The sequence below is a fragment of the Streptomyces sp. NPDC127106 genome (genome assembly GCF_042677605.1).
In the GTDB taxonomy this organism is placed as follows: domain Bacteria; phylum Actinomycetota; class Actinomycetes; order Streptomycetales; family Streptomycetaceae; genus Streptomyces.
In genome coordinates this window covers 51,467-76,130 of the sequence record NZ_JBHXTC010000039.1, presented here as the reverse complement: position 1 = coordinate 76,130, position 24,664 = coordinate 51,467, and the positions used below count along the sequence as shown (strand labels likewise).

The 24,664-nt window shown below is 73.7% G+C and carries 25 protein-coding genes and 1 tRNA gene; 14 read left to right on the top strand and 12 right to left on the bottom strand.

The window, feature by feature from the left end; all coding sequences use genetic code 11:
• Positions 1-182 precede the first annotated feature (182 nt).
• The 3 genes from otsB to ACFVGY_RS27205 all read right to left on the bottom strand — a co-directional run bounded on the left by otsB (position 183) and on the right by ACFVGY_RS27205 (position 2,826).
• Positions 183-1,034, bottom strand: a complete 852-nt coding sequence (gene otsB, locus ACFVGY_RS27215; protein ID WP_385681696.1) for a trehalose-phosphatase — start codon at positions 1,032-1,034, stop codon at positions 183-185.
• Between the two features lie 177 nt (positions 1,035-1,211).
• On the bottom strand, positions 1,212-1,448 hold the full coding sequence (locus tag ACFVGY_RS27210) for a DUF3263 domain-containing protein (protein ID WP_037924728.1): 237 nt from the start codon (positions 1,446-1,448) through the stop codon (positions 1,212-1,214).
• Positions 1,449-1,533: 85 nt separating this feature from the next.
• Positions 1,534-2,826 carry an extracellular solute-binding protein gene (locus tag ACFVGY_RS27205; RefSeq protein WP_385681694.1) on the bottom strand — a complete coding sequence of 431 codons (1,293 nt, stop codon included), beginning with the start codon at positions 2,824-2,826 and terminating at the stop codon, positions 1,534-1,536.
• Positions 2,827-3,002: 176 nt separating this feature from the next.
• Here ACFVGY_RS27205 and ACFVGY_RS27200 point away from each other — a divergent pair, with 176 nt between their 5' ends.
• The 3 genes from ACFVGY_RS27200 (at position 3,003) to ACFVGY_RS27190 (ending at position 6,145) form a co-directional block, all read left to right on the top strand.
• Positions 3,003-3,935 (top strand): ROK family protein, encoded by a 933-nt coding sequence (locus ACFVGY_RS27200; protein WP_385681692.1) that lies wholly within the window; start codon positions 3,003-3,005, stop codon positions 3,933-3,935.
• Complete coding sequence (gene nagA, locus ACFVGY_RS27195) at positions 3,935-5,083, top strand: N-acetylglucosamine-6-phosphate deacetylase (protein WP_385681690.1); 1,149 nt, start codon at positions 3,935-3,937, stop codon at positions 5,081-5,083. The genes ACFVGY_RS27200 and nagA overlap by 1 nt, the downstream gene beginning before the upstream one ends.
• 141 nt (positions 5,084-5,224) lie before the next feature.
• Entirely contained in the window at positions 5,225-6,145 is a 921-nt protein-coding gene (locus tag ACFVGY_RS27190; RefSeq protein ID WP_385681688.1) for a 1-phosphofructokinase family hexose kinase, read from the top strand.
• A 93-nt stretch (positions 6,146-6,238) separates the two neighbouring features.
• On the opposite strand, the gene ACFVGY_RS27185 is transcribed toward ACFVGY_RS27190, so the two are convergent.
• Both ACFVGY_RS27185 and cdgB read right to left on the bottom strand, forming a co-directional pair.
• Positions 6,239-7,240 (bottom strand): CBM35 domain-containing protein, encoded by a 1,002-nt coding sequence (locus ACFVGY_RS27185; protein WP_385681686.1) that lies wholly within the window; start codon positions 7,238-7,240, stop codon positions 6,239-6,241.
• Positions 7,241-7,308: 68 nt separating this feature from the next.
• Entirely contained in the window at positions 7,309-9,015 is a 1,707-nt protein-coding gene (gene cdgB, locus ACFVGY_RS27180; protein ID WP_385681684.1) for a diguanylate cyclase CdgB, read from the bottom strand.
• A gap of 305 nt (positions 9,016-9,320) precedes the next feature.
• On the opposite strand from cdgB, the gene ACFVGY_RS27175 reads away from it, so the two are divergent.
• The gene (locus ACFVGY_RS27175) at positions 9,321-9,890 is read left to right on the top strand and encodes a flavin reductase family protein (protein WP_385681682.1); all 570 of its coding nucleotides are present in this window, start codon (positions 9,321-9,323) and stop codon (positions 9,888-9,890) included.
• 53 nt (positions 9,891-9,943) lie between these two features.
• Here ACFVGY_RS27175 and arfB read toward each other — a convergent pair whose 3' ends face one another.
• A complete protein-coding gene (gene arfB / locus ACFVGY_RS27170; RefSeq protein ID WP_385681680.1) occupies positions 9,944-10,369 on the bottom strand; it encodes an alternative ribosome rescue aminoacyl-tRNA hydrolase ArfB in 426 nt (141 codons plus the stop codon).
• A 222-nt stretch (positions 10,370-10,591) separates the two neighbouring features.
• On the opposite strand from arfB, the gene ACFVGY_RS27165 reads away from it, so the two are divergent.
• Positions 10,592-11,167 carry a TerD family protein gene (locus ACFVGY_RS27165; protein WP_360629058.1) on the top strand — a complete coding sequence of 192 codons (576 nt, stop codon included), beginning with the start codon at positions 10,592-10,594 and terminating at the stop codon, positions 11,165-11,167.
• Between the two features lie 114 nt (positions 11,168-11,281).
• The gene (locus ACFVGY_RS27160) at positions 11,282-11,815 is read left to right on the top strand and encodes a GNAT family N-acetyltransferase (RefSeq protein WP_385681678.1); all 534 of its coding nucleotides are present in this window, start codon (positions 11,282-11,284) and stop codon (positions 11,813-11,815) included.
• 48 nt (positions 11,816-11,863) lie between these two features.
• On the opposite strand, the gene ACFVGY_RS27155 is transcribed toward ACFVGY_RS27160, so the two are convergent.
• Together ACFVGY_RS27155 and ACFVGY_RS27150 are read right to left on the bottom strand one after the other, a co-directional pair.
• The gene (locus ACFVGY_RS27155) at positions 11,864-13,300 is read right to left on the bottom strand and encodes a M1 family metallopeptidase (protein ID WP_385681708.1); all 1,437 of its coding nucleotides are present in this window, start codon (positions 13,298-13,300) and stop codon (positions 11,864-11,866) included.
• Between the two features lie 135 nt (positions 13,301-13,435).
• Complete coding sequence (locus ACFVGY_RS27150) at positions 13,436-13,990, bottom strand: heme-binding protein (RefSeq protein ID WP_385681676.1); 555 nt, start codon at positions 13,988-13,990, stop codon at positions 13,436-13,438.
• A 335-nt stretch (positions 13,991-14,325) separates the two neighbouring features.
• On the opposite strand from ACFVGY_RS27150, the gene ACFVGY_RS27145 reads away from it, so the two are divergent.
• The 3 genes from ACFVGY_RS27145 to ACFVGY_RS27135 are packed head-to-tail and all read left to right on the top strand — an operon-like array spanning position 14,326 to position 16,653.
• Complete coding sequence (locus ACFVGY_RS27145) at positions 14,326-15,465, top strand: sensor histidine kinase (protein ID WP_385681706.1); 1,140 nt, start codon at positions 14,326-14,328, stop codon at positions 15,463-15,465.
• Positions 15,462-16,097 carry a response regulator gene (locus ACFVGY_RS27140; RefSeq protein WP_385681674.1) on the top strand — a complete coding sequence of 212 codons (636 nt, stop codon included), beginning with the start codon at positions 15,462-15,464 and terminating at the stop codon, positions 16,095-16,097. Before ACFVGY_RS27145 ends, ACFVGY_RS27140 begins: the two co-directional genes overlap by 4 nt.
• Positions 16,098-16,149: 52 nt before the next feature.
• Entirely contained in the window at positions 16,150-16,653 is a 504-nt protein-coding gene (locus ACFVGY_RS27135) for a hypothetical protein (RefSeq protein WP_385681672.1), read from the top strand.
• 101 nt (positions 16,654-16,754) lie between these two features.
• Here ACFVGY_RS27135 and ACFVGY_RS27130 read toward each other — a convergent pair whose 3' ends face one another.
• Positions 16,755-17,447 carry a pentapeptide repeat-containing protein gene (locus tag ACFVGY_RS27130; RefSeq protein ID WP_385681670.1) on the bottom strand — a complete coding sequence of 231 codons (693 nt, stop codon included), beginning with the start codon at positions 17,445-17,447 and terminating at the stop codon, positions 16,755-16,757.
• Between the two features lie 107 nt (positions 17,448-17,554).
• Between ACFVGY_RS27130 and ACFVGY_RS27125 the strand changes: the two genes are divergently transcribed.
• On the top strand, positions 17,555-18,559 hold the full coding sequence (locus tag ACFVGY_RS27125) for a zinc-binding dehydrogenase (RefSeq protein ID WP_385681704.1): 1,005 nt from the start codon (positions 17,555-17,557) through the stop codon (positions 18,557-18,559).
• 21 nt (positions 18,560-18,580) lie between these two features.
• On the opposite strand, the gene ACFVGY_RS27120 is transcribed toward ACFVGY_RS27125, so the two are convergent.
• Positions 18,581-19,057 (bottom strand): GNAT family N-acetyltransferase, encoded by a 477-nt coding sequence (locus tag ACFVGY_RS27120; RefSeq protein WP_385681668.1) that lies wholly within the window; start codon positions 19,055-19,057, stop codon positions 18,581-18,583.
• A gap of 9 nt (positions 19,058-19,066) precedes the next feature.
• Complete coding sequence (locus ACFVGY_RS27115; protein ID WP_385681666.1) at positions 19,067-19,969, bottom strand: aminoglycoside phosphotransferase family protein; 903 nt, start codon at positions 19,967-19,969, stop codon at positions 19,067-19,069.
• A 149-nt stretch (positions 19,970-20,118) separates the two neighbouring features.
• Between ACFVGY_RS27115 and ACFVGY_RS27110 the strand changes: the two genes are divergently transcribed.
• A complete protein-coding gene (locus ACFVGY_RS27110) occupies positions 20,119-21,498 on the top strand; it encodes an NAD(P)/FAD-dependent oxidoreductase (protein ID WP_385681664.1) in 1,380 nt (459 codons plus the stop codon).
• Between the two features lie 107 nt (positions 21,499-21,605).
• Here the strand turns inward: ACFVGY_RS27110 and ACFVGY_RS27105 are convergent.
• Positions 21,606-21,679: transfer RNA gene (locus ACFVGY_RS27105), tRNA-Thr, on the bottom strand.
• Positions 21,680-21,951: 272 nt separating this feature from the next.
• Between ACFVGY_RS27105 and ACFVGY_RS27100 the strand changes: the two genes are divergently transcribed.
• The 3 genes from ACFVGY_RS27100 to ACFVGY_RS27090 all read left to right on the top strand — a co-directional run bounded on the left by ACFVGY_RS27100 (position 21,952) and on the right by ACFVGY_RS27090 (position 24,525).
• On the top strand, positions 21,952-23,040 hold the full coding sequence (locus ACFVGY_RS27100) for an ABC transporter ATP-binding protein (RefSeq protein ID WP_385681662.1): 1,089 nt from the start codon (positions 21,952-21,954) through the stop codon (positions 23,038-23,040).
• 166 nt (positions 23,041-23,206) lie between these two features.
• Positions 23,207-23,620: a hypothetical protein gene (locus ACFVGY_RS27095; RefSeq protein ID WP_385681660.1), complete on the top strand. Its 414-nt coding sequence runs from the start codon at positions 23,207-23,209 to the stop codon at positions 23,618-23,620.
• Between the two features lie 125 nt (positions 23,621-23,745).
• Complete coding sequence (locus tag ACFVGY_RS27090; RefSeq protein WP_385681658.1) at positions 23,746-24,525, top strand: NDP-sugar synthase; 780 nt, start codon at positions 23,746-23,748, stop codon at positions 24,523-24,525.
• Positions 24,526-24,664: the final 139 nt, after the last annotated feature.

Below are 24,664 nucleotides of genomic sequence, written 5' to 3'. Positions count from 1 at the left end.
CACTCCAGCCCGCGCGGCGTTTGAGCGCACCGGGCGCGCAGCGCCCGGAAAGGGGCCCGGGGCAGAGCCCCGGTTTCGGGAAGGGGCGGGGTGGGGAAACGGCTCCGCGCAGCGGCACCCGGCACCCGGCACCCGGCACCCGGCACCCGGCACCCGGCACCCGGCACCCGGCACCCGGCAGGTCAGCGGCCGCGGAGGGATCCGGCCAAGGCCCACAGGAAGGAGGTGATGGCGGCGGGCCCGGGCAGGACCAGGTCGGCCCGGGACGCCAGTTCCGGGACTTCTTCGGATCCGCTGCACACCAGGAGGCCCGGCAGGCCCTCGGCCCTCCGCTTCTCCACGGCCGCGTACGCCGCCAGGTCGCCGAGGTCGTCCCCGGCGTAGACCGCGGCCTCGGCGTCCGTCTCCGCGAGGTATTCGGTCAGGGCGACGCCCTTGTCCATGCCCGGCGGCCGCAGCTCCAGCACGGCCCGCCCCGGCTCCACGATCAGCCCGTGCCGGGCGGCCAGCTCGGCGAGCGGCTCGCGCAGTGCGGCGAAGGCGGCGGCCGGGTCGTCGGCGCGGCGGGTGTGGACGGCGAGCGCCCGGCCCTTCTCCTCGATCCACGTGCCCTGCCAGGCGCCGATGGAGTCCAGGAACCCGGGCAGCTCGGCCCGTACGGCCGCCACTCCCGGGTGTTCGGCGGGCGCGTGGACGATGCCGGTGACGGCGTCCCAGCGTTCGGCTCCGTAGTGGCCGAGGACGACGAGGTGTTCCAGGCCGGGCACCCCGGCGAAGCCCCCCAGCCGGACGGCGACGCCCGCCGGCCGGCCGGTGATCACGGCGACCGAGGCGACCTCGGGGGCGAGGGCGGCGAGGGCGGGGACGGCGGCGGGGTGGGCGCGCGCCTGGTCCGGGTCGGGGACGATCTCGGCGAGGGTGCCGTCGAAGTCGAGGGCGACCACGCTGCGGCGCGGGGCGCGGAGCAGGGCCGCGAGTCCTTCGCGGCCGGCGGCGGTGACGGGCATCGGCAGGTCGTGCGGATGGCTCCCCATGGGCACGACCCTAACGGCCCGGCCGGGGCCACGGCTACGGCGCGCGGGGACACGTACGGGACACGTACGGGGCGCGGTCGCACGGGGCGCGGTCGCTCGGGGCGCGGTCGTACGGTCGCTCGGGGCGCGGTGGCACGGGCTCGGTCAGGGTCCGTGCGGGCCCCGGGTCTCGCGGCGTCAGCGGCGGGCGCGCTGGGCCTCGCGGATGCGGCGGAGCCGGTTGACGGTGCCCGGGGCGTGGGCGAGGGCCCGTGGGTCGTCCATCAGCGCGTTGAGCAGCTGGTAGTAGCGGACCGGGGTCATCCCCAGCCCCTCGCGTATCGCCCGCTCCTTGGCCCCGGGCCCGGGCCACGTGCGTCCCTCGTACGCGAGCACCGCGGCCTCGGTGGCCGTCAGCTGCCCGTCGTCCGTCATACGGCCAGATTAACGCCGCCCACCGACACCCACGGGGCCGCCAAGCTCGGGTGGGTGTCGGTGGGCGGGGGTCGGTGGGTGCGGGTCAGCGCTTGTCGGCCGTGCGGGCCTGGGTGGCGATCTCCTCCAGGATCCGCTTGGGCTGGCCGTTCGGCTGGACGGCCCGGCCGATGTTCTGCTTGATGTTCTCGCTCACCCCGGCCCAGGACTTCTTGCCGGCCGGGTACAGCCGCGAGTTCGGCAGTGCGGTGAGGAAGGTCTTCATCTGCGCCGCGGAGCCGCCGTTGCTCGCCTCCACCGCCCGGTATCCGCTGGTGGTGACCGGCAGCAGGTCGTACTTCTGGGTGAAGGTCGTCTGGTTCTTCGACTCGTAGAGGTAGTCGAGGAACTTGCCGGTCTGCGCGCGGTGTCCGCTCTTGAAGGCCATCACCCAGTCCGCGACGCCCATCGCCGGCTGGTCGGTGCCGTCGGCGGTCGGCAGCGGCACCATGCCGACCTTCACGCCCTTGCTCCCGGCCTGCTTCATCAGGGTGGGGTGGCCGTTGAGCATGCCGACCTCGCCGCGGGTGAAGGCGTCGAAGGCGTCCTGCCGGTTGGTCTTGCCGGGCTCCGTGGGCCCGGTCAGGCCCTGGCCGACCATCTTGTCGCGCAGGAACTCGAGGGTCTTGACGTTGGCGGAGGCGTCGATCGCGTACTCCTCCTCGTTGTCGGTGTAGCCGCCGCCGCCCGCGAGGAGCCACTGCATGGTCTCGGCCTGCGCCTCCTCACGGCCCAGCGGCAGGGCGAACGGGGTGGGGACGCCCGCGCCCTTGAGCTTCTTCGCGGCGGCCTCCAGGTCGGCCCAGCTCTTGGGCTGCCAGGCACCCTTGGCGTCCTTGGGGATGATCCCGGCGTCGGCGAACAGCTTCTCGTTGTAGAAGAGCAGGCGGGTACTGGCGACGAACGGCATGCCGTACTGGGTGCGGCGGATCTTGCCGGCGTCCGCGAGCGGCGCGAGGAAGTCGGCCTCGGTCTTCACCGACAGCAACTCCTCGGCCGTGTACAGCTTGCCCTCGGCCGCGTAGTCGGCGTAGGCGCCGATCTGGGCGATGTCGGGGGCCTTTCCGGCCTTGACCATCTCGGCGACCTTGGCGTCGACCTCGGACCAGTTGTAGACGCTGACCTCGACCTTGACCTCGGGGTGGTCCTTCTCGAAGCCGGCCGCGAGGTCCTTCCACCAGGACGTCGAGGAGTTCTGTGGATTGTCCCCGTAGTCGGCCGCCACGACCCGGAGGGTCACCTCGTTGTCCCCGGTGATGCTTCCGCATCCGGTCAGCGCCGCCGCGGCCAGGCTCAGTGCGGTTCCGGTTGCGGCCAGGCGCAGGTAACGGCCCTTCACAGTTCTCGATCCACCCAAGGTTGTACGTACGATCCACGTAAGGTCTACACCACTTTGGCCCCCGTTCCACATTCGGAGCCGTTCCGGGGCCTGAATTTGTATGGCAGCTCAACAATCCCCTCCAATGGACTAGACCTTTCCCGACCGAGCGAGCGAGACTGTCGACTGTGAAACCCGTGAAACACGTCATCGCCCTCGATGTGGGCGGCACCGGGATCAAGGCCGCCCTCATCGCCGAGGACGGCTCCCTGCTCCACGAAGCGCGCCGCGCCACCGGCCGCGACCGGGGCCCCGACGCCGTCGTCGAGACGATCCTGGACTTCGCCGCCGAGCTGCACGCACTCGGCCGCGAGCGCTTCGGAGCGGCCGCCTCCGCAGCCGGGGTCGCCGTGCCCGGCATCGTCGACGCCGAGGCCGGGACCGCCGTCTACGCGGCCAACCTCGGCTGGCGCGACGTTCCGATGCGCGCGCTGCTGAGCAGCCGCCTCGGCTCCCTGCCGGTGGCGCTCGGCCACGACGTCCGCACGGGCGGACTCGCCGAGGGCCGGATCGGGGCCGGCCGGGGCACCGACCGCTTCCTGTTCGTCCCGCTCGGCACCGGCATCGCCGGCGCCATCGGCATCGCCGGCCGCATCGAGGCCGGTGCGCACGGCTACGCCGGCGAGATCGGTCACATCGTGGTCCGCCCCGGCGGCCTGCCCTGCGGCTGCGGGCAGCGCGGCTGCATGGAGACCCTGGCCTCCGCCGCGGCCGTGAGCCGCGCCTGGGCGGCCGCCAGCGGCTCCCCGGACGCGGACGCCGCGGACTGCGCCGAGGCCGTCGCGACCGGCGACGCAGCGGCCCGGGAGGTGTGGCTCACGGCGGTCGGCGCGCTCGCCGACGGCCTGGTCACGGCGATCACCCTGCTGGACCCGGGCACGCTGATCATCGGTGGCGGGCTCGCCGAGGCGGGGGAAACCTTGTTCACACCGCTCCGGGCGGCCGTGGAGGAGCGGGTGACGTTCCAGCGGCTTCCCGACATCGTCCCGGCGGCCCTCGGGGACACCGCCGGATGCCTGGGCGCAGGGCTGCTCGCCTGGGACCTACTCGCCACGGAGGTACCTGCCTGATGGCCGGAAGCGCACACAGCACCGTTCTCTCCGGCGCCCGGGTGGTGCTACCGACCGGGATCGTGGCAGGCGGGCGCGTCATCGTCGAGGGCGACCGGATCGCCGGCAGCGCCCACGAGAACGCGACCGTCGTCGACCTGTCGGGGCACTGGCTCGTCCCCGGCTTCGTGGACATGCACAACCACGGGGGCGGCGGCGCCTCCTTCACCTCCGGCACCGCCGAGGAGGTGCTGCGGGGCGTACGGACGCACCGCGCGCACGGCACCACCACACTGGTCGCCTCCACCGTCACCGGCGACCTGGACGAACTGGGCCGCCGCGCCGGGCTGCTCGCCGAGCTGACCCAGCAGGGCGAGATCGCGGGCATCCACTTCGAGGGCCCGTTCATCAACCCCTGCCGCAAGGGCGCGCACAAGGAGGAGCTGCTGCGCGACCCCGACCCGGCCGAGGTGCGCAAGCTGGTCGACGCCGCCCACGGCGCCGCCCGCATGGTCACCCTCGCGACCGAGCTGCCGGGCGGGCTGGACTCCGTACGGCTGCTGGCCGAGCACGGGGTGATCGCCGCGATCGGACACACCGACTCCACGTACGACCAGACCCGCCAGGCCATCGACGCGGGCGCCACCGTGGCCACCCACCTGTACAACGCGATGCCCGCCATGGAGCACCGGGCGCCGGGCCCGATCGCCGCGTTGCTGGAGGACGAGCGGGTCACCGTCGAGCTGATCAACGACGGCACCCACCTGCACCCGGCCATGCTGGAGCTTGCCTTCCACCACGCCGGCGCCCACCGCGTCGCCCTGATCACCGACGCGATGGACGCGGCCGGCTTCGGCGACGGGACCTACCACCTCGGGCCGCTGGAGGTGGAGGTGAAGCAGGGCGTGGCCCGGCTCGTCGAGGGCGGTTCGATCGCGGGCTCCACCCTCACCCTCGACACCGCGTTCAAGCGCTCGGTGACCCTGGACCGGCTGCCCGTCGAGTCGGTGGTCCAGGCGATCTCCGCCAATCCGGCCAAACTGCTCGGCCTGTACGACCGGGTGGGCTCGCTGGAGCCGGGCAAGTACGCCGACCTGGTCGTCCTCGACGCCTCGTTCGACCTGAAGGGCGTCATGCGGCGCGGCGAATGGATCGTCAACCCGCTGTAACGACCGGTGCGGTGCGGCGGTGAGCGGCCGATCGGGGGTACCCGGCAGCGGAGGCGGGGGCGGACGGCCCGCAGGACTGGGCCGCCCGCCCCGACTTTGACATGATCCCGGCACACACCGAGACCGGGACCCGAAATAACCATGATCCTGACCGTGACGCTCAACACCGCACTCGACGTCACCCACCGCGTACCGCGGCTGACTCCGCACACCACGCACCGGGTCACCGCCGTGACCGAGCGGCCCGGAGGCAAGGGCCTCAACGTGGCCCGCGTGCTGGCCGCGCTGGGCCGGCCGGTGACGGCGACCGGCTTCGCGGGCGGCCGCACGGGCGCGGTCCTGCGCGAACTGCTCGCCGACTACGCCGGTGTGACCGACGCTCTGGTCACCTGCGCGGGCACCACCCGCCGCACCCTGGCCGTGGTCGACGAGTCCTCGGGCGACACCACGCAGTTCAACGAGCCGGGCCCGCTGATCGGTTCCGGGGAGTGGGCGGAGTTCCTGGACCGGTACGAGGGCCTGCTCGCCGGCGCCGAGGCGGTGGCCCTGTGCGGCAGCCTGCCGCCGGGCGTGCCGGTGGGCGCGTACGCCGCCCTCGTCCGCGCCGCCCGCGCGGCCGGCGTGCCGGTGCTCCTGGACACCAGCGGCGAGGCCCTGCGCCGCGGGATCGCCGCCCGCCCCGAGATGGTCAAGCCGAACGCCACCGAACTCGCCGAACTCACCGGCTCCCGCGAGCCGGTGCAGGCCAGCCGCGACGCCCGGCGCCGGGGCGCGCACGCCGTGGTCACCTCGCTCGGCCCGGAGGGGCTGCTCGCCGCCACCGCCGAGGGCACCTGGCAGGCCGCCCCGCCGCGGACCCTGGCCGGCAACCCGACCGGAGCGGGCGATTCTGCCGTGGCGGGGCTGTTGGCTGGCCTGGTCGAGGGCTTGGACTGGCCGGACCGGCTGGCCCGCGCCGTGGCCCTGTCCGCGGCCACGGTCCTCGCCCCGGCGGCGGGGGAGTTCGACCCGCGGACCTACGAGGACCTGCGGAGGACGGTCTCCGTCACCGGCCGCAGCTGAGGACCGCCACGAGTCGGCCGAAGAACGCCGCTGGCCCCTGCCGCGCGTGCGGCGGGGGCCAGGCTCATCGTTGCGGTCGGTGCCGGCGGCGGGTCAGCGCTTGACCCAGCCCTGGCCCAGCGAGAGCTGGTCGAAGATCGCCTCGCACTGGTTGCCGGCCTCACACGAGATCTTCATCGTGTTGGTGCCCTTCTTGAGGTTGATGAACGCGTAGGTGCGCGTCCATCCCTTGTCCCAGGCACCGGCTTCCGCCTTGGCGAAGTTCGCCAGGTTCAGGGACTGCGTCGGGGTCTGCCCGTTGACCGTGAGGGTCACCTTCGCGTCCTTGCCGGGCACCGAGTAGTTCACGAAGAGCGTGTAGTCCCCGCCGTTCGGAATGTCCGCGGTCCAGGTCAGCGCCGCACCGCCCTGGTTGAAGTTGCCGACGTACTGGCCGCCGGCACCCTTCCCGCCGGGCACCGCGTTCTGCAGCAGGGCGCCGCCGGTCAGGGCCATGCCCGCGCCCGCGGCATCGCCCTTCGGCAGCGGCACGTCGGGGGACGCCGAGGGGCTCGGGGCCTCCGAGGCGCCGGAGTTCTGCGGCTGCGGCTGCTGCTGGTTCTGCGTCTGACCCTTGTCGGCGGTGTTGTTCTTGCCCGCGTCCTTGTCGCCGAAGGCCAGGGCCGCACCGATGCCGATCGCGACGGCGGCCACCACGGCGACGGCCGCGATGAGCATGCCGCGCTGGCTGGAGTTGCTGCCGGCGCCCCGACCGCCGCGCCCGGCACGGCCGCCCGAACCGCCGTTCTGCGCCTGCATCGACGCCGTGTGGGGCTGCTGCTGGGGCACGCCGTAGCCGCCCGCTTGCAGGGCCTCCGGGGCCTGGTACTGGGCCTGGTAGCCGGGCTGCTGCTGGGGCGGTACCTGGCCGCGCTGGCCGCCGTACGTCCGCTCGCCGACCGTGCGCACCTGGTTGTACGACGTGCGGGGAACACCGCGCGCCGCTCCGGGCCCGGCTTCCGCAGCCTGACCGTCCGCGTAGAGGTAGCCGAACGGATCGTCGTCCTCGGGCTTGTTCGCCCCGCTGTTCGGGCCGTTGTTCGCGGGCGTCGTCATCGCAGGTCACTCCTTTCCATCCCGGGGAGCCTACCCCGAACACGTGCGCCCCCGGGCGGCCGACGGCCTCAGCCGGCCCTGCGATGTGCTTTGGAACGAGACCGTTTCTCGATGTACATCCGCTGGTCGGCAGAGCGCAGCACCTCGTCCGCCGACATGCCGCAGCTGGCCCAGCCGATGCCGAAACTGGCGCCGACGCGCACGGCGCGGCCGTCCACCCGGATCGGCGGGATGATCGCGTTGCGCAGCCGGACGGCGAGATCGGCGGCGTCGGCGGCGCCCAGTCCGTCGGCGAGGACGACGAACTCGTCACCACCCAGCCGGGCGACGGTGTCACCGTCGCGGACGCCCGTCGTCAGCCTGCGGGCGACCTCGATCAGCACCGCGTCGCCGGTGTGGTGCCCGAACCGGTCGTTGATCGACTTGAACCCGTCGAGGTCGCAGAAGAGCACCGCGAGCCCCTTCGTCCCGTCGTCCACGTCGGAGGCGGGCGCCACCGCGTGCACGTGGTGGTCGTACGGGTCCACCCCGCCGGAGAGGTCGAAGGGCTCGGGGAAGCCGTCGTACCGGAAGCCGGGGTCGCCGGGATCGCCGGCGCCCGCCGGGGCGCCCGCGGCGGGGACGGCCGGGACGTCGACGGCACGGCCCTCGTACGCGGCGTCGAGCGCCTCCACGGCGGCGGAGCGCAGGGACTGCTGCGGCATGCGGCACAGCCGGGCCGAGAGCCGGGCGCGCAGCTCGGCGCTGTTGGGCAGGCCGGTGAGGGAGTCGTGGCTGGCCCGGTGGGCGAGCTGGAGCTCGTGCCGCTTGCGCTCCTCGATGTCCTCGACGTGGGTGAGCAGGAACCGGGGGCCGTCGGCGGCGTCCGCGACGACGGAGTTGCGCAGCGAGACCCACACGTAGGTGCCGTCGCGCCGGCCGAGGCGCAGCTCGGCGCGGCCGCCCTCGGCGGAGGTGCGCAGTAGGGTCCCGATGTCCTCGGGGTGGACCAGGTCGGAGAAGGAGTAGCGGCGCAGCACGGAGGCGGGGCGGCCCAGCAGCCGGCACAGGGCGTCGTTGGTGCGCAGCAGCCGGCCGTGCTGGTCCCCGCCCATCTCGGCGATGGCCATGCCGCTCGGCGCGTACTCGAAGGCCTGCCGGAAGGACTCCTCGCTGGCGCGCAGGGCCTGCTGCTCGCGTTCGAGGCGGACCAGGGCGCGCTGCATGTTCGCGCGGAGCCGGGCGTTGCTGATCGCGATCGCCGCCTGGAAGGCGTACATCTGGAGCGCCTCGCGCCCCCACGCGCCGGGGCGGCGCCCGTTGCGCGGCCGGTCCACGGAGATGACGCCCAGGAGTTCCCCGCCGGACGCGTACATGGGGGCGTAGAGCCGGTCCTCGGGGTGCCACTCGTCCTCGAAGCGCGGGTCGGGGCCGTCGGTGTGCCACTGGGGCACGTCGTCCTCCAGCAGGACCCAGCCCTCGGTGTGCGGGATGAAGCGCAGGCCGTCCCAGTTCTCGCCCATGGTCAGGCGGCGCTCCCAGGAGGCGCGGGATCCGACGCGGCCGGTGATCAGGGCTTCCGCGGCGGGGTCGCCGGCGAAGGCGGCGACGACGAGATCGCCGTCAGGGCGTACGAGGTTGACGCAGGCGAGCTCGTAGCCGAGGCCGGTGACGATGCCGTCCACGACGGTCTGCAGGGTGTCGGCCAGACTCCTGGCCGTGTTGAGCTCGGCCACCACCCGGTGCAGCTGCCGCAGGGTCGCAAGACGGACGTACGGCTCTGACTCGGTCTCCATCGCTCGCTCTCCCCGAGACCTCGACAGCAACTCCAGTTTTGTCATCGGCGTTTCGTTGCGGTGTCCCGTCCACTGAATCACAGTGAGCTGTGCGGCAGGTACACAGGGTCAACAAATCTTGCCCTCTGTGACTTAAGTCACATCAGATGAATAAAGGCGCCAGCTGACGGCTTCTGCGCCCTGGAGCGCTCCCCCGTCTTTCCGGCGGCACACGATACGCGTGAGGCCTAGGCCAAGGGTCTCAGGACACGGCTCGGCCTCGGGCCCGATGTGCGCCGGGGGAGGGCGAGACTAGCGTTCCAGGCGTGCCGAAGACGACCTCCGTATCCGTACCGACCACCGCGAGCCTTCATCCTGAAGGTGTGAGCCACGACGAGTTCCGCGCCGCGCTGTCCCGCCTGGCGGCGGGCGTCTGCCTGGTCACCGCCCACGAGCCCCCGCTGACCGAGGACGGCCCGCGCGGCGAGGACGTCGGGATGACGGCCACCGCCTTCCTGTCGGTGTCCCTCGACCCGCCACTGGTGCTCGTCAGCCTGCGGGAGGGGTCGCGGATGGACGACCTGCTGGCGGAGCAGCCGCTGTGGGCCGTCTCGCTGCTGGCCGACCACCAGGTGCAGATCGCGAGCCGCTTCTCGATGAAGGGCCGCATCAGCGACCGGCTGCTCTTCGCCGACCTGCCGTACGTGCGCGGCGAGGTCTCCGGGGCCCCGCTGCCCGCGGGGGCGCTGGCCACGCTGGAGTGCCGCACCGAGGAGCGCGTCGCGGCGGGCGACCACACCCTGGTCATCGGCCGCGTGCTCACCTCGTCGCTGCCGGCGCCCGACGCCGCACCGCTGGCGTACTTCCGCGGCCGCTACCGAAGGCTGGCGCCCTAGCGGGCGGGCCGGCCGCCTGCCGGGCCGTGCCCCACCGGCCGTGCGACGGGGCGCTACCAGTCGCGGCCCGAGCGGCCGCGCTTGGTGTCGCTGCGGGCCTTCTTCTCCCGCAGCCGCCGCTCGTTGATCCCCCGCGGGATCTTCGTCGCGCGGCGCGGCTTCGGCGGCGGCGCCGTCGCCTCCGCCAGCAGGGACGCCAGCCTGACCAGCGCCATCTCCCGGTTCCGCAGCTGCGAGCGGTGCTCGGAGGCCCGGACCGCCAGCACCCCGCCCACCAGGCGCGGGGCCAGGCGTTCCAACGCCCGCTCCTTCCACACCTCGGGCAGCGCCTTCGTCGCCGCGAGGTCGAACAGCAGCTCCACCCGGGAGTCCGAGGTGTTCACGTGCTGGCCGCCCGGCCCGGAGGAGCGCGAGAACCGCCACGAGAGCTCCGCCTCGGGGAGCACGACGGAGCCGCGGATGACATAGGGACCAGGCATGCCCCCATGATCCCGCCCCGTTCACGTCGCCGTCACCCGTATTTCCGTACCGTCGGAACGGAAAGCCGCAGGGGATAGTCCGTACGGAATCCGCCGGAGGAAATCCGGGCGGAAATCGGCGGGCTGGAACCTGCGAGGCCCTCCCCGCGTTATGAAGGTCAGCGGTACTTTGACCGCACATCTCATCTCGCGGTCAGCGACGAGGAAGGGACACCAGTCACAATGGCAGTAAGCCTGTCCAAGGGCGGCAACGTCTCGCTCACGAAGGAGGCCCCCGGCCTCAGCGCCGTCACGGTCGGTCTCGGCTGGGACGTCCGGACGACGACCGGTGTCGACTTCGACCTGGACGCCTCCGCCATCGCGGTGAACGCGATGGGCAAGGTCGTCTCGGACAGCCACTTCGTCTTCTTCAACAACAAGTCCACCCCGGACCAGAGCATCGTGCACACCGGTGACAACCGCACCGGCGAGGGCGCGGGCGACGACGAGGCCATCCAGGTCAACCTGGCCGCCCTCCCGGCCGACGTCGACAAGATCGTCTTCCCGGTCTCGATCTACGACGCCGACACCCGCCAGCAGAACTTCGGCCAGGTCCGCAACGCCTACATCCGCGTCGTGAACCAGGCCGGCGGCGCCGAAATCGCCCGCTACGACCTCTCCGAGGACGCGGCCACCGAGACCGCCATGGTCTTCGGCGAGCTCTACCGCAACGGCGCCGAGTGGAAGTTCCGCGCGGTCGGCCAGGGCTACGCCTCGGGCCTGGTCGGCATCGCCCAGGACTTCGGCGTCAACGTCTGAGTCACCCGGCCCGAAGCCCCCTCCCCGCCGGGAGGGGGCTGCACCACACCCCGCCGGGCCGGGCCGGCGGAATCCGGTGCGCGCACGACGGCGGCCTTCGCTAGCGTGCGAGGGATGATCATCGAACCGCTGGTGCCGGCCGACGGCGCCCTGCCGGGCCCCGTCCTCACCGAGGTCACCGCCCTCTACGCGACGAACCACGCCTTCTTCGAGCTCAGCGGCGACTTCACCGACCCCCACCGCATCACGGTCGAGCAGGTCGCCGGCGCCCTCGCCGACGAGCTCGCCCACGACGGCGCCGAGGTGCTCCTCGCCCGCTCCGCCGGCCGGCTCGTCGGCCTGGCCGCCGTCCTCACCCACCACCCGGACCCCGCCTCCGGCGACCCCGACCCGTGGATCGGCCTGCTGATCGTCGACGCCGGCGCGCACCGCCGCGGGTACGGCAGCGCCCTCGCGGACCACGTCGAGGACCGCTTCCGCGCCGCGGGCCGCGAGGCCGTGCGGATCGCCGTACTGGACGGCAACGCGGGCGCCCTCGCGTTCTGGACGGCCCGCGGCTACACGTTCCTGCGGCACGCCGAGGACCTGGAGCTGGGCCGGAAGTGCACCGTGCTGCGCAAGGAGCTCCACGGTGCGGCGGCCCGCTGACGCAGGCCGCGGAGGCCGGGCCACCGGCGGAGGCGTCCCGCCGGCGGGTCAGCGCGGGCTGTCCTTGCCGTACAGCCAGGCGTCCCAGACCTTCGACAGGTCCAGGCCGGTCTTCCGCTCCGCGTAGGCGGTGAAGTCGGCCGTACTCGCGTTGCCGTGCCGGTGGTCCGCGACCCAGCCGCGCAGCAGCGCGAAGAACTTCGCGTCGCCCGCCTCCTGCCGGATCCGGTGCAGCACCATCGCGCCCCGGTAGTACACCGGGCTCGCGGAGATGTCCTCCGGGCCGGGCGGCACGGCCGGCGGGAACGCGTCCCAGTCGGAGCCGGCGCCCGCGTCGACGGAGGTGTCGCCGGCCAGGAAGGCCTCGAAGCGGCGCTGGGCGGACGGACCGCCGTGCTCCTCGGCCCACAGCCACTCCGCGTACGTCGCGAAGCCCTCGTTGAGCCACATGTCCTTCCAGGACTTCGGCGACACCGAGTTCCCGAACCACTGGTGCGCCAGCTCGTGCAGCACCAGCTCCTCGTTCGGGACGCCGGAGAAGACCGGCCGGGTTTGCGTCTCCAGCGCGTAGGCGAGGGTCTCGGACGGCGCGACGATCGCACCCGCGGCCGCGAACGGGTACGGGCCGAACCGCTCGGCGCCCCACTCCACCATCTCCGGCAGCCGCGCCAGCGCGGGCCCGCCGTCCTCCGCCTCCCCGGCGGCCACGGCCGTGTACAACGGCACCCCCGACGGGGTCTGCCCGGTCGCCACCGTGAACTTCCCGACCGCCGCCGTGACCAGGTAGCTCGCGACCGGCTCCGCACTGTGCCAGGCGAACGCCGTCCGCCCGTCGCCGGTGTCGGTGCGCGAGCGCAGCAGTCCGTTGGACACCGCCTCGTAGCCCTTCGGGACGGTGAGGGTGATGTCGTACGCGGCCTTGTCGCTGGGGTGGTGGTTGCCGGGGAACCAGGTCATCGACCCGACCGGCTCACCGACCGCGAAGGCCCCGTCCTCGACGGGGATCCAGCCCTCCTCGGAGCCGTCCGGATCGGAGAGGGCCTTGGGCTTGCCGCTGTACGCGACCTCCGTGCGGAAGACCTCCCCGGTCCTCAGGTCGTCGGCCGGGCGCACCGTCAGCTCGCTGCCGGTCCGGTTGAAGCGGGCGCCGGCGCCCTGCACCGTGACGCCCTCGACCTTCAGGCCGCTGAAGTCGAGGTTGAACGAGCTGAGCCCCTGCTCGGCCCGGGCCGTGATGACCGCCTTGCCGTGCAGCACCCCGTCCCCGGGGTCGTACGCCAGGTCCAGCCGGTAGTGGTCGACCTGATAGCCGCCGTTGCCCGCCTTCGGGAAGTACGGGTCGCGCAGGCCCGACGCGCCCGGCCGCCCCTGCACCGTGCTGCCCGTGCACGCCGTGGTGAGGGCGAGCAGCGCGGCGACGGCAGGGGCGGCGAGGCGGGTGACGCGAGAGACACGCGAGACACGCGAGCGGCCCGAGAGGCGCAAGGAGCCGGAAGGGCGGGAGGGGTCGGAGGGGCGGGAGGAGGCGCGGGTTTCCACGCAACCGATCCTATGGGTCGTCTTGTCGCACTACGGTCCGATACGACCTGCACTGCCGCGGCCCTGCCCGCCCGGTCCGGACTACTTCTCCAGGGCCTCGACACCGGCCTTGGCGAACTTCTCGTCCAGGTCGCCGCTCGGGGCGCCGGCCACGCCGATGCCCGCCACCGGCGCACCGCCAGCCTGCACCGGAACACCGCCGCCGAGGAACAGCGTGCCCGGGATGTCCTTCAGGTTCGGGGCCTGGGCGAGGCGGCCGACGAGCACCGAGGTCGGCGCGTTCCAGGACACCGCGGTGAAGGCCTTGCGCTGCGCCGACTCGTAGGACTGCGGGCCCGCGCCGTCGCCGCGCAGGGTGACGACGGTGTTGCCGTTGCGGTCCACGACCGCGACCGTCACCTTCTGGTTCTCCTTGCGGGCGGCCTCCAGCGCACCCTGGGCGGCGCGGGTGGCGGCGTCGATCGTCAGGTGGGTCGAGGTGGTGAAGTTCTTCTCGTCCCCCTCCTTCTTCGCGACCGCGGCCGGCGCCGCCTGCACCTCGGACTGCGCGGCGTTCGCGCTGACCGCGCCGAACGTGCCGGCGCCGAGCGCGACGGCGAGGGCGGTACCGGTGAGAACGCGGGTGCGGGTCTTCATGCTGCTGCTCCTTGGGCGTCGGGCTGGGCACCGGTGGCCGTCCACCGGACCGCTCGCCGGCCCGTTTCCACCGGCCCGGCGTCGTGCTCCCAGCCTGCGGCCGGCACCCCCGCCCGCCCGTCCCCGTACCGGCTCGCGACGGCTGCCGCACCGGTTGACCCCGGGGTCGTCCGATCGGTTGATGCGCACCGGCCGCGGATACGGCTTGGCTGGTCAGCGCCATCTCCCGCGACCGGGCACGCGACCGGGCACGATGGAGCCGAACAACCGATCCGTACCGGGAGCCCGCCGTGAGCCACCTGAGCCGAGCGCCGTCGCGCAAGGGGGACACCCGGATGCTGGCGGCGGTCATGCACACCGCGTTCTTCCTGCTCCTGGCCGCCTCCGTGGCCCGCTACCTGCTCCGCCACCCCGGCTCGCCCGACACCCCCTGGATCATCGCCCTCGGCACCGCGCTCGCCCTGCTGTACGTCCTCGGCCCGGCCCTCGGAGCCGCCCCCACCCTGCGCAGGCTGGCCTGGCTCGGGCTGGTCGTCGGCGTGTGGGTGGTGCTCGTCGTCCTCGCCCCCAGCTTCGCCTGGTGCGCCGTCCCCCTCTTCTACACGGCCCTGCGGACCCTGCCGCCGCGCGCGGCCATCGTCCTCGTCGCCCTGCTGACCGTGTTCGTCGTCGCCGCCCAGCTCAAGCTGTCCCGCGAGTTCGACCCGAACCTGCTGCTCGCGCCGCCGGCCATCGCCGCACTGTCCACCGCCGTCTTCGTCCACATGGAACGCCAGGCGCAGGCACAGCGGGAACTGATCGACGACCTCATCCGCACCCGGCGGGAGCTGGCCGCCACCGAACGCCGCGAAGGCACCCTCGCCGAACGGCAGCGGCTCTCCATGGAGATCCACGACACCCTCGCCCAGCACCTGTCCAGCCAGCAGATGCTGCTCCAGGCCGCCGACCGGGTCTGGGACGACAGCCCGGCCGCCGCCCGCGCACACGTCCGCACCGCCACCGGCATCGCCGCCCGCGGCCTCGCCGAAGCCCGCCGCCTGGTCCACGACCTCGCCCCGCCCGAGCTCGCCGGCGGGGCCGGCCTCGCCGACGCGCTGCGCGCCCTCGACGCCGGACCGGACATCGAGGTCCGCTTCCACCTGGAAGGCACCCCCGTACCGCTGCCCGACCGCGTCCAGTCGGCGCTGCTGCGCGTCGCGCAGGGCGCCCTGGCGAACGTACGGGAACACGCGCACGCCCGCACCGCGGCCCTGACCCTCAGCTTCCTCGGCGACCAGGTCGTCCTGGACGTCGCCGACGACGGCGAGGGCTTCGACGGGACCCGGCCGCCCCGTGCGAGCGGCGAGGAACGCGGTCACGGCCTCCCCGCGATGCGCGCCCGGGTCGGCCAGCTCGGCGGCACGCTCACGATCGAATCCGCTGCGGGCGAGGGCACCGTCCTGTCCGCGGCCATCCCCCTGGAGCACCAGCCATGACCACCGCCACGACGACGCTCCTGCTCTGCGACGACCACGCGGTGGTCCGCGCCGGCCTGCTGGCCCTGCTCGGCAGCGCCCCCGACATCGAGGTGATCGGCGAGGCGGGCAGCGGGGAGGAGGCCGTCGCCCTGGCCGCCCGGCTCCGGCCGGACGTGGTCCTCATGGACCTCCAGCTCGGCGAGGGCATCGACGGCGTCGAGGCCACCCGCCGGATCACCTCCGCCTCCCCCCACCCGCCCCACGTCCTCGTCCTCACCACGTACGACACCGACGCGGACATCACCCGCGCGATCGGAGCGGGCGCCACCGGCTACCTCCTCAAGGCGGAGCGGCCGGAGGAACTCTTCGCCGCGATCCACGCCGCCGCGGCCGGACGGACCACCCTGTCGCCGCCGGTCGCCAGCCGCGTGATGGCCCGGATGCGGGGCTCCCGGCCCACCCTGACCGACCGCGAGCTGGACATCCTCGGCCAGCTCGCCCGCGGCCTCGGCAACCGGGAGATCGCCCGCGCCCTGTTCATCAGCGAGGCCACGGTCAAGACCCACCTGGGCCGCATCTACGACAAGCTCGGCGTGGACACCCGCGCCGGCGCCGTCTCGGTGGCCAAGGAACAACGCCTCCTCCCGTGAGCCCCGGGCACCCGGGCCCGGTGGGGCGGGGCGGGCGTGGGACCATCGGGAGGTGCTCGACATCGGCTACTCCCTCTCCCGGCGCTTCCCCGACCCCCCGCAGACCGACTACCGGAGGGCGGACGTCCACTCCCTGCGCCACGACCTGTTCTGCGGGGACGTCTACCTCGCCGACACCGAAGCGGACCGGGAGGTGTCCACAGCCTGGGGATGGGTGCCCGTCCTGGACTTCGCCTGGGCGCTGTGCGACATCGTCGAGCAACTCGACCGGGACCCGCGCGGCAGCCGCTCCGCCGACCGGCAGTACGCCGAGCTCGACTTCACCGAGTCCACCGACCGCATGCTCTTCGAGCGCCGCTTCGGCTGGGTCGACGTCGAGGCCGACTGGATGCCCGCGGAGGAGGCCCCGCTGAGCTTCAGCCACAAGATGCTGCGCCGCGAGGCACGCGACTTCCTGCACGACCTGATCGCGGACCTCATCGACATGCACGAGGACCTCGGCGACAACCCGGCCATCTGGACCCTCCAGGCCCGCTTCCCCCGCGTCCCGGCGTAACCGCATCCACGAGGGGCCCGCGGCGGCCCCGGCAGGCCGCCCAGGCGGCAGCAGGCGGCAGCTGGCCGCCGCACGCCGTAGGCGGAGCGCGGGCCGCCGGGTCAGGGCAGTACGCGCAGGCCCAGGTGTGCCGCCAGGGCCGGGGCCAGGGCCAGCAGTTGGGCGGGGGTGACCGCCGCGCCGGCCAGGGCCTCCACCCCGCGGGAGAAGTCCAGCTCGGCCGCGGCCCGCAGGTCCACGTCCGTCATCCGGGCCCCCGTCACGTCCGCTCCCCGCAGCACGCACCCGCGGAACTCCACCCGCTCCAGCACCGCCCCACCGAAGTCCGGCTCGACCAGCACGCATTCCTCGAAGACCACGTCCCGCAGCCGCGCCTGCCGCAGGTTCAGATAGTCGATCTTGCCGCCGCGGAACTCCACCCGCTCCAGCACCGCCCCGTGCAGCGCCGTCCCGCCCAGCCGGGCATCGACCAGCTCCACGTCCCGGAGCGCGGCCCCGGCCAGGTCCGTGCCGACGCCCCGGACGCCCTCCAGCAGCGAGTCCAGGATCCGCGCCCCGGCCAGCCCCGCCTCGTCCAGCACGCAACGCCGCACCGCGCAGTCCATGAACCGCGCCCCGACGCCCTCCTGCCCCGTCAGGTCGAGGTCCGCGAACTCCAGCCCGTCGTAGTCCCCGTCGGGCTCCAGCCCACCGCCCTGCCACCCGATCAGCTCCGGCGGCAGCCCCACCTGCGGCCGCCGCGCCGCCTTCACCGCCTGCGTCCTGCCCGATCCCTGCTGCCCGTTCCGCGCCATGCCCCCATCCTGCCCCGCCGGACCGACAACCCCTTGACCTCAAGCACGGTCGAGGGATCAGGCTGGCCCGCATGGACATCCACCACCCCTCCCCCGCCGGCCCCACCATGCGCGCCGTCCGCCTGCACGCCTTCGGCCCCGCCGACAACCTCACCCCCGAGCAGACCGACACCCCCGCACCGGGTCCCGGCCAGGTCCGCATCGCCGTGGCCGCCGCCGGTGTCCACCTCCTCGACACCGCCCTCCGCGAGGGCGAGCAGGGTCCGGCCCCCGCGCTCCCCGAGCTCCCCACCATCCCGGGCCGCGAAGTCGCCGGCACCGTCGAGGCCCTCGGCCCCGGCACCGACCCCGCCTGGCTCGGCCGCCGCGTCGTCGTCCACCTCGGCTTCGCGCCCGGCGGATACGCCGAGTACGCCGTCGCCCACGCCGACCGCCTGCACCCGGTCCCGCCCGGCCTCGACCCGGCCGAAGCCGTCGCCATGATCGGCACCGGCCGGACCACCCTGGGCATTCTGCAGTTCGCCGACCTCGGCCCCGACTCCGTCGCGCTCGTCCCCGCCGCCGCCGGCGGCATCGGCACCCTGCTCGTCCAGTACGCCAAGAACGCCGGCGCCACCGTCATCGCCCTCGCCGGCGGCCCCGCCAAAACCGCCCTGGCCGCCGCCAACGGAGCCGACCTCGCCGTCGACTACACCGCACCCGACTGGCCCGCCTCCGTACGCGCCCACCTCGACGCCCTGGGCCGCCCCGGCGCCACCGTCCTCTTCGACTCCGTCGGCGGCACCACAGCCCACGCCGCCCTCCGCCTCCTCGCCCCCGGCGCCCTCCACCTGGTCTTCGGATGGTCCGGCGGCCCCATCCCCCTCACCGACACCGACCGGGCCGAACTCGACGCCCGCGGCATCACCACCCACCAGGTCCTCGGCCCCGCCATGCTCCGGCGCGCCGGCGGCGACGACCCGATCCGGACCCTGGAGACCCGCGCCCTCGCCGAAGCCGCCGCCGGCCGCCTCCGGCCCGCCCTCCAGCGCTACCCCCTCGCCGAGGCCGCCGCCGCACACCTCGCCCTGGAGACCCGCGGCACCACCGGCAAGGTCGTCCTCGAACCCTGAGCAGCGCCCAACCGCCGGCCGTCAGGCTGCCGTGCCCAGCCTCCGCAGCGCGTCGTCCGCCAGCCGGTACACCGTCCACTCGTCCTGGGGGTGCGCCCCCAGCGCCTCGTAGAACGCGATCGTCGGCTCGTTCCACTTCAGCACCGACCACTCCAACCGCTCGTACCCGCGCTCCACGCAGATCCGCGCCAGCCCGGCCAGCAGCGCCTTCCCGTACCCACCGCCGCGGGCGCCGGGGCGCACGTACAGGTCCTCCAGGTAGATGCCCTGCACCCCGCGCCACGTCGAGAAGTTCAGGAACCAGATCGCGAACCCCACCGGCTCGCCGTCCGGTGCCTGCGCGATGTGTGCGAACGCCGCCGGCCGCGCCCCGAACAGCGCCTCCCGCAACTGCTCCTCGGTGGCCCGCGCCTCGTGCGGCACCTTCTCGTACTCCGCGAGCTCGCGGATCATGGCATGGATGACCGGGACGTCCCCGGCGACAGCGCTACGGATCATCCCCGCAGCCTAAGCCCGCCCCAACACCAGCTCTGCGACGAGCAGTTGCTCCCCGTCCAGCTCCGGTACGCCGCCCCGCGCATCCGCCACGTCCCACAGGACGTTCTGCAGTACCCGCCCCAGCGTCCACGCCCGCGCCCGCTCCCGCTCCAGCCCGAGCGCCTCCGTCAGCAGGTCGAACCGCCACCGCACCTGATCCGCGAAGAAGTTGTTCCGGATCGCCGGCAGCAGCTCGAACCCCGGATCGCCCGCGAGCGGCTTCGGATCGATCGCCAGCCACGGCTCCCGCCCGCCCGCCAGCACGTTGTCGTAGTGCAGGTCCCAGTGCAGCAACCGATCCCCCGGCTCCCCCGCCACCTCCGCCAGTGCCGCCGCGCAGTCCGCCACCAGCCCCCGGGCCCGCGCGTCCGGGATCCCCGCCAGGGCCGCCGGCGTCCGCTCCAGCATCCCGGCGACCATCGGCCCCAGCCGCCGCACCCCGGCCGGCGCCGGCACCTCCGTCAGCCGCGCCAGCAACTCGCCCACCACACGCACCGCCTGCCGCGGATCCCGCTCCGCCAGCCCCGACAGCGGCCGCCGCTCGTCGAGCCGCTCCAGCAACAGCGTCCCCGTCCCCGGATCGTGCTCCAGCAGCCGTACGCAGCCCCGCCCGTCCCACACGCGCAGCGCCAGCGGTTCCCCCACGCTCTCCTCGTCCGGCAGCAGCAGCTTCAGCGCCGCCACCGTCCCGTCCGCCCGCTCCACCGGCACCACCAGCGCCGTCATCCCGTGCATCACGGGACCCGCCGGCCGCAGCCCCCACTCCTGTAGGAACCGCTCCGTCCGCGCCGGCAGCCCCGCGAGGAACTCCCGCCCCGCCTCCCCGTTGAACAGGAGCTGCGCCTCGACCAGCCCCTCCGGAATCTCCACCACACCCCGACGGTAGACCGTACCGCCCCGAGACCGCCTCCCCCGCACGGGGGAGATCGCCACCACAGCGGACGAAATGCCTGGTCCGAAGCCCCAGGACACGACACCCGGCCCTCTGGACACCCCTCCCGACCCCGTGTACCAACTCCCCCATGACGATCAACGGCGGCATCTCCTTCTGGTACGCGACCGACGCCACCGGCGGCGCACCGCCCCGCGCCCCCCTCACCGGCGACGCCACCGCCGACGTCGTCATCGTCGGCGGCGGCTACACCGGCCTGTGGACCGCGTACTACCTCAAGACCTCCGCACCCGACCTGCGCGTCACCGTCCTGGAGCAGAAGTTCTGCGGCTACGGCGCCTCCGGCCGCAACGGCGGCTGGCTCTACAACGGCATCGCCGGCCGCGACCGCTACGCCCGCCTGCACGGCCGCCCCGCCGCCCAGCGCCTCCAGCGGGCCATGAACGCCACCGTCACCGAGGTCATCGACGTCGCCGCGCAGGAGGGCATCGACGCCGACGTCCACCGCGGCGGGGTCCTCGAAGTCGCCCGCACCCCCGCCCAGCTCAGCCGCCTCAAGGCCTTCCACGAGGCCGAACGCGCCTTCGGCGAGACCGACCGCGAGCTCCACGGCGCCGCCGCCACCCGTGCCCGCATCGACATCGCCGACGCCGTCGGCTCCACCTGGACCCCGCACGGCGCCCGCATCCACCCGCTCAAGCTGGTCAAGGGACTCGCCGCCGCCTGCGAACGCCTCGGCGTGGTGATCCACGAATCCACCCCGGTCACCGAGATCGCGCCGCGCCGCGCCGTCACCCCGTACGGCACGGTCCGCGCCCCCTTCGTGCTGCGCTGCACGGAGGGCTTCACGGCGGGCCTCAAGGGGCACAAGCGCGCCTGGCTCCCGATGAACTCCTCGATGATCGTCACCGCTCCGCTGTCCGAGGCGACCTGGGACCGCATCGGCTGGACCGGCGCGGAGACCCTCGGCGACATGGCCCACGCCTACATGTACGCCCAGCGCACCGCCGACCACCGCATCGCGATCGGCGGCCGCGGGGTCCCGTACCGCTTCGGCTCGCGCACGGACACCGACGGCACCACCCAGCCCGGGACCATCGACGCCCTCACCCGGCTGCTGACGGCCTTCTTCCCGGTGCTCGCCGGGGTCGAGATCACCCACGCCTGGTCGGGCGTCCTCGGCGTCCCGCGCGACTGGTGCGCCACCGTCACCCTCGACCGCACCACGGGCCTCGGCTGGGCCGGCGGCTACGTGGGCTCCGGCGTCGCCACCTCCAACCTGGCCGGCCGCACCCTGCGCGACCTGGTCCTGGAGGACACCACCGAACTGACCGCCCTGCCCTGGGTGAACCACCGCGTACGCCGCTGGGAGCCGGAGCCCTTCCGCTGGCTCGGCGTCCAGGCCCTGTACGCCGCCTACCGCGAGGCCGACCGCCACGAGACCGCGACCCACACCCCGGCCACGACCCCCCTGGCCCGCCTCGCCGACCGCATCTCGGGCCGCCACTGAACCCGGCGCCGCACCCCGCGCACACGCAGAAGGCCCCGGAGCAGCACTCCGAGGCCTTCCACTTCTGCGCGAATTCCCCGGCCGGAAATACCTCCGACCTGGAACGGAGCCCCCTGTCGGATTCGAACCGACGACCTACGCTTTACAAGAGCGGTGCTCTGGCCAGCTGAGCTAAGGAGGCCTGTGACGCTGCGCGCACGCCAATCGCCCTCACTTTACACAGCCGACCGGCTCGCTCGCGAAGGGCTTTTCCGGCCCGCATCCGCGCACCACCCGTCCGGGAAAGGGCTCCCGCCGCCCGCGGGCGCGTCGTACGTCACCCCCGGCCGGGTGCTGACAGAACGCCCCCCGCCGGGTAGCGTCGGGCGGAAGTCCACCCCTGTGGACCAGACCACCACTTCCTTCCACTCGGATCGTCCGGCACGTTCCTGCCGGTAGAAGGGATGCATCACCATGGCTTCTGTCACCTTCGACGCGGCTACCCGGCTCTACCCCGGCTCCGACAAGCCCGCCGTCGACGCCCTCGACCTGCACATCGAGGACGGCGAGTTCCTCGTCCTCGTGGGCCCCTCCGGCTGCGGCAAGTCCACCTCGCTGCGCATGCTCGCCGGCCTGGAGGACGTCAACGGCGGCGCCATCCGCATCGGCGAGCGCGAGGTCACGCACCTGCCGCCGAAGGACCGGGACATCGCGATGGTGTTCCAGAACTACGCGCTCTACCCGCACATGACCGTCGCCGACAACATGGGCTTCGCCCTGAAGATCGCCGGCGAGGACAAGGCGACCATCCGCCGCAAGGTGGAGGACGCGGCGAAGATGCTCGACCTCACCCAGTACCTGGACCGCAAGCCCAAGGCCCTCTCCGGCGGCCAGCGGCAGCGCGTCGCCATGGGCCGCGCCATCGTGCGCAAGCCGCAGGTCTTCCTGATGGACGAGCCGCTGTCGAACCTCGACGCCAAGCTCCGCGTCTCCACCCGTACGCAGATCGCGGCGCTCCAGCGCGACCTCGGCATCACCACCGTCTACGTCACCCACGACCAGGTCGAGGCGATGACGATGGGCGACCGGGTGGCGGTCCTGAAGGACGGCCTCCTGCAACAGGTCGACACCCCGCGCAACATGTACGACCGCCCGGCGAACCTGTTCGTCGCCGGCTTCATCGGCTCGCCCGCCATGAACCTGGTGGAGGTCCCGATCACCGACGGCGGCGTCAAGTTCGGCGACAGCGTCGTGCCCGTCTCGCGCGAGGCGATCGCCGCCGCCGCGGACGCGGGCGACCGCACCGTCACCGTCGGCGTGCGCCCCGAGCACTTCGACGTCGGCACCGAGGGCGGCCTGACCATCACGGTCAACGTGGTCGAGGAGCTCGGCGCCGACGGGTACGTCTACGGCCGCACCTCCAAGGCCGACGGCGGCCAGGACATCGTGGTCCGCGTCGGCGGCCGCCAGGTCCCCGAGAAGGGCTCCAGCCTGCACGTGGTGCCGCGCCCCGACGAGATCCACGTCTTCTCGACGTCCTCCGGCGAGCGCCTCTCCGACTGAGGCGACCGGACCGGAGGGGCGCTCCCGCGAGGGGAGCGCCCCTCCGGGCATGGGGGGCGGCGTTCGCCGCGCCCGTCAACCCGCTATTCGAAAAACCACGTCGAACCATCCCCCGACCGGGTGACTAACTGTCGCCAAACTTTCACCGAGCGCTACTCTCGCCCTCGTGACCCACACTGCCCGCCGTATCGGCCGTTCCCTCGCCCTGGTCCTGCCCGTCGTCCTGGTCCTGTCCGGGACCCTCGCGGTCACGATGGTCCCGTGGGCGGACAACTCGTCGTCCCGGATCCTGACCGCCTCCGCCGAGAACGTCTCCGTGCCCGCGAAGCCGCGCGCCCCGCAGGACGTGCTGCGCGACAAGCTCATCTCCGAGCTCCAGCAGGGCGGGATGCCGGGTGACGTCCTGACGCACCTCCAGCAGGAAGTGGACCGGCGGCCTTCGCTCGCCGACCACTGCGTGGGCATCGCGCGGGCCCTGGGGCGGGCCGCCGTCGAGGCGTACGGCCCGACGAAGGCCCAGTCCTTCGCGCGCCCTGTCTGCGACACCTCGTACGCGTCCGGCGTCGCCTCCATGGGCTGACCTCCGGTCCCGCCGAGGCCCCCGGCGGGACCCGGCCGGCCCCGGCAGCACCCCGGCCGTGTCGCCGCCCTGCCCGCTTCCCGAGCGGCGGGCCGGCGGCGGAGGCGGGCCCTACGCTGGCGGCCATGACCGATGCACCCCCCGCAGCCCACAGCAACGACTCCGCGGCCGCGATCCCGGCCTCCCTCACCCAGGCGCCCACCCAGGCGGTGGTCCTGGCGGGCGGCCAGGGTTCGCGGCTGCGGCCGTACACGGACGACCGGCCCAAGCCGATGGTCGAGATCCCGGGAACCGGGGTGCCGATCATCGGGCACCAGCTGAACTGGCTAGCCTCCGAGGGGGTCACCGACGCCGTCGTCTCCTGCGGGCACCTCGCCGAGGTGCTCCAGGAGTGGCTGGCGGAGGCCGACCTCCCGCTGCGCGTGACGACGGTGGTGGAGGAGGAGCCGCTCGGGCGCGGCGGCGGCCTGAAGTACGCCGCGCGGCACCTGCCGCACCCGGACCGACCGTGGTACGCGACGAACGGGGACATCTGGACCCGGTTCTCGCTGCGGGAGATGGCCGCGTTCCACGCCGAGCGGGCCGCGACGGCGACGCTGGCGCTGGCGCGGCCGCGCATTCCGTGGGGTGCGGTGGAGACCAACGAGTTCGGGCAGGTGCTGGACTTCATCGAGGCGCCGCCGTCGCCGTACCTGATCAACGCCGGCGTATACGTCTTCTCACCCGAATTCACCGCTTTGCTCCCGGATTTGGGCGACCACGAGCGCACCACGTTCCCGCGGCTGGCGCGGGAACGGCGGCTGGCGGGCTTCCCGCTGCCGCAGGGCGCGTACTGGCGGGCCATCGACACGGCGAAGGACCTGACCGAGGCCGCGCGCGAACTGGCGGCGCAGAAGACCTCCTGACGGCTCCTGCCGGCTTCGGCGGGCCCGCGTACGGAAACGGCCCGGGGGGGGGGGGCGCGCGCGCGGGGGGGGGGCGCGCGGGGGGGCGGGGGGGGGGGGGGGCGGGCGCGCCGGGGGGGGGGGCCCCGGCGCCGCGGGG

Bases quoted from the DNA above. Each gene is read 5' to 3' on its own strand.
- ACFVGY_RS27145 (WP_385681706.1), top strand. From the start codon at position 14,326: ATGCTGGCGGCGGTCATGCACACCGCGTTCTTCCTGCTCCTGGCCGCC.
- arfB (WP_385681680.1), bottom strand. From the start codon at position 10,369: ATGCCTGGTCCCTATGTCATCCGCGGCTCCGTCGTGCTCCCCGAGGCG.
- cdgB (WP_385681684.1), bottom strand. From the start codon at position 9,015: ATGGAGACCGAGTCAGAGCCGTACGTCCGTCTTGCGACCCTGCGGCAG.
- ACFVGY_RS27110 (WP_385681664.1), top strand. From the start codon at position 20,119: ATGACGATCAACGGCGGCATCTCCTTCTGGTACGCGACCGACGCCACC.
- ACFVGY_RS27160 (WP_385681678.1), top strand. From the start codon at position 11,282: ATGATCATCGAACCGCTGGTGCCGGCCGACGGCGCCCTGCCGGGCCCC.
- ACFVGY_RS27100 (WP_385681662.1), top strand. From the start codon at position 21,952: ATGGCTTCTGTCACCTTCGACGCGGCTACCCGGCTCTACCCCGGCTCC.
- ACFVGY_RS27185 (WP_385681686.1), bottom strand. From the start codon at position 7,240: ATGACGACGCCCGCGAACAACGGCCCGAACAGCGGGGCGAACAAGCCC.
- ACFVGY_RS27130 (WP_385681670.1), bottom strand. From the start codon at position 17,447: ATGGCGCGGAACGGGCAGCAGGGATCGGGCAGGACGCAGGCGGTGAAG.
- ACFVGY_RS27150 (WP_385681676.1), bottom strand. From the start codon at position 13,990: ATGAAGACCCGCACCCGCGTTCTCACCGGTACCGCCCTCGCCGTCGCG.
- ACFVGY_RS27125 (WP_385681704.1), top strand. From the start codon at position 17,555: ATGCGCGCCGTCCGCCTGCACGCCTTCGGCCCCGCCGACAACCTCACC.
- otsB (WP_385681696.1), bottom strand. From the start codon at position 1,034: ATGGGGAGCCATCCGCACGACCTGCCGATGCCCGTCACCGCCGCCGGC.
- ACFVGY_RS27165 (WP_360629058.1), top strand. From the start codon at position 10,592: ATGGCAGTAAGCCTGTCCAAGGGCGGCAACGTCTCGCTCACGAAGGAG.
- ACFVGY_RS27120 (WP_385681668.1), bottom strand. From the start codon at position 19,057: ATGATCCGTAGCGCTGTCGCCGGGGACGTCCCGGTCATCCATGCCATG.
- ACFVGY_RS27210 (WP_037924728.1), bottom strand. From the start codon at position 1,448: ATGACGGACGACGGGCAGCTGACGGCCACCGAGGCCGCGGTGCTCGCG.
- ACFVGY_RS27140 (WP_385681674.1), top strand. From the start codon at position 15,462: ATGACCACCGCCACGACGACGCTCCTGCTCTGCGACGACCACGCGGTG.
- ACFVGY_RS27090 (WP_385681658.1), top strand. From the start codon at position 23,746: ATGACCGATGCACCCCCCGCAGCCCACAGCAACGACTCCGCGGCCGCG.
- nagA (WP_385681690.1), top strand. From the start codon at position 3,935: ATGGCCGGAAGCGCACACAGCACCGTTCTCTCCGGCGCCCGGGTGGTG.
- ACFVGY_RS27190 (WP_385681688.1), top strand. From the start codon at position 5,225: ATGATCCTGACCGTGACGCTCAACACCGCACTCGACGTCACCCACCGC.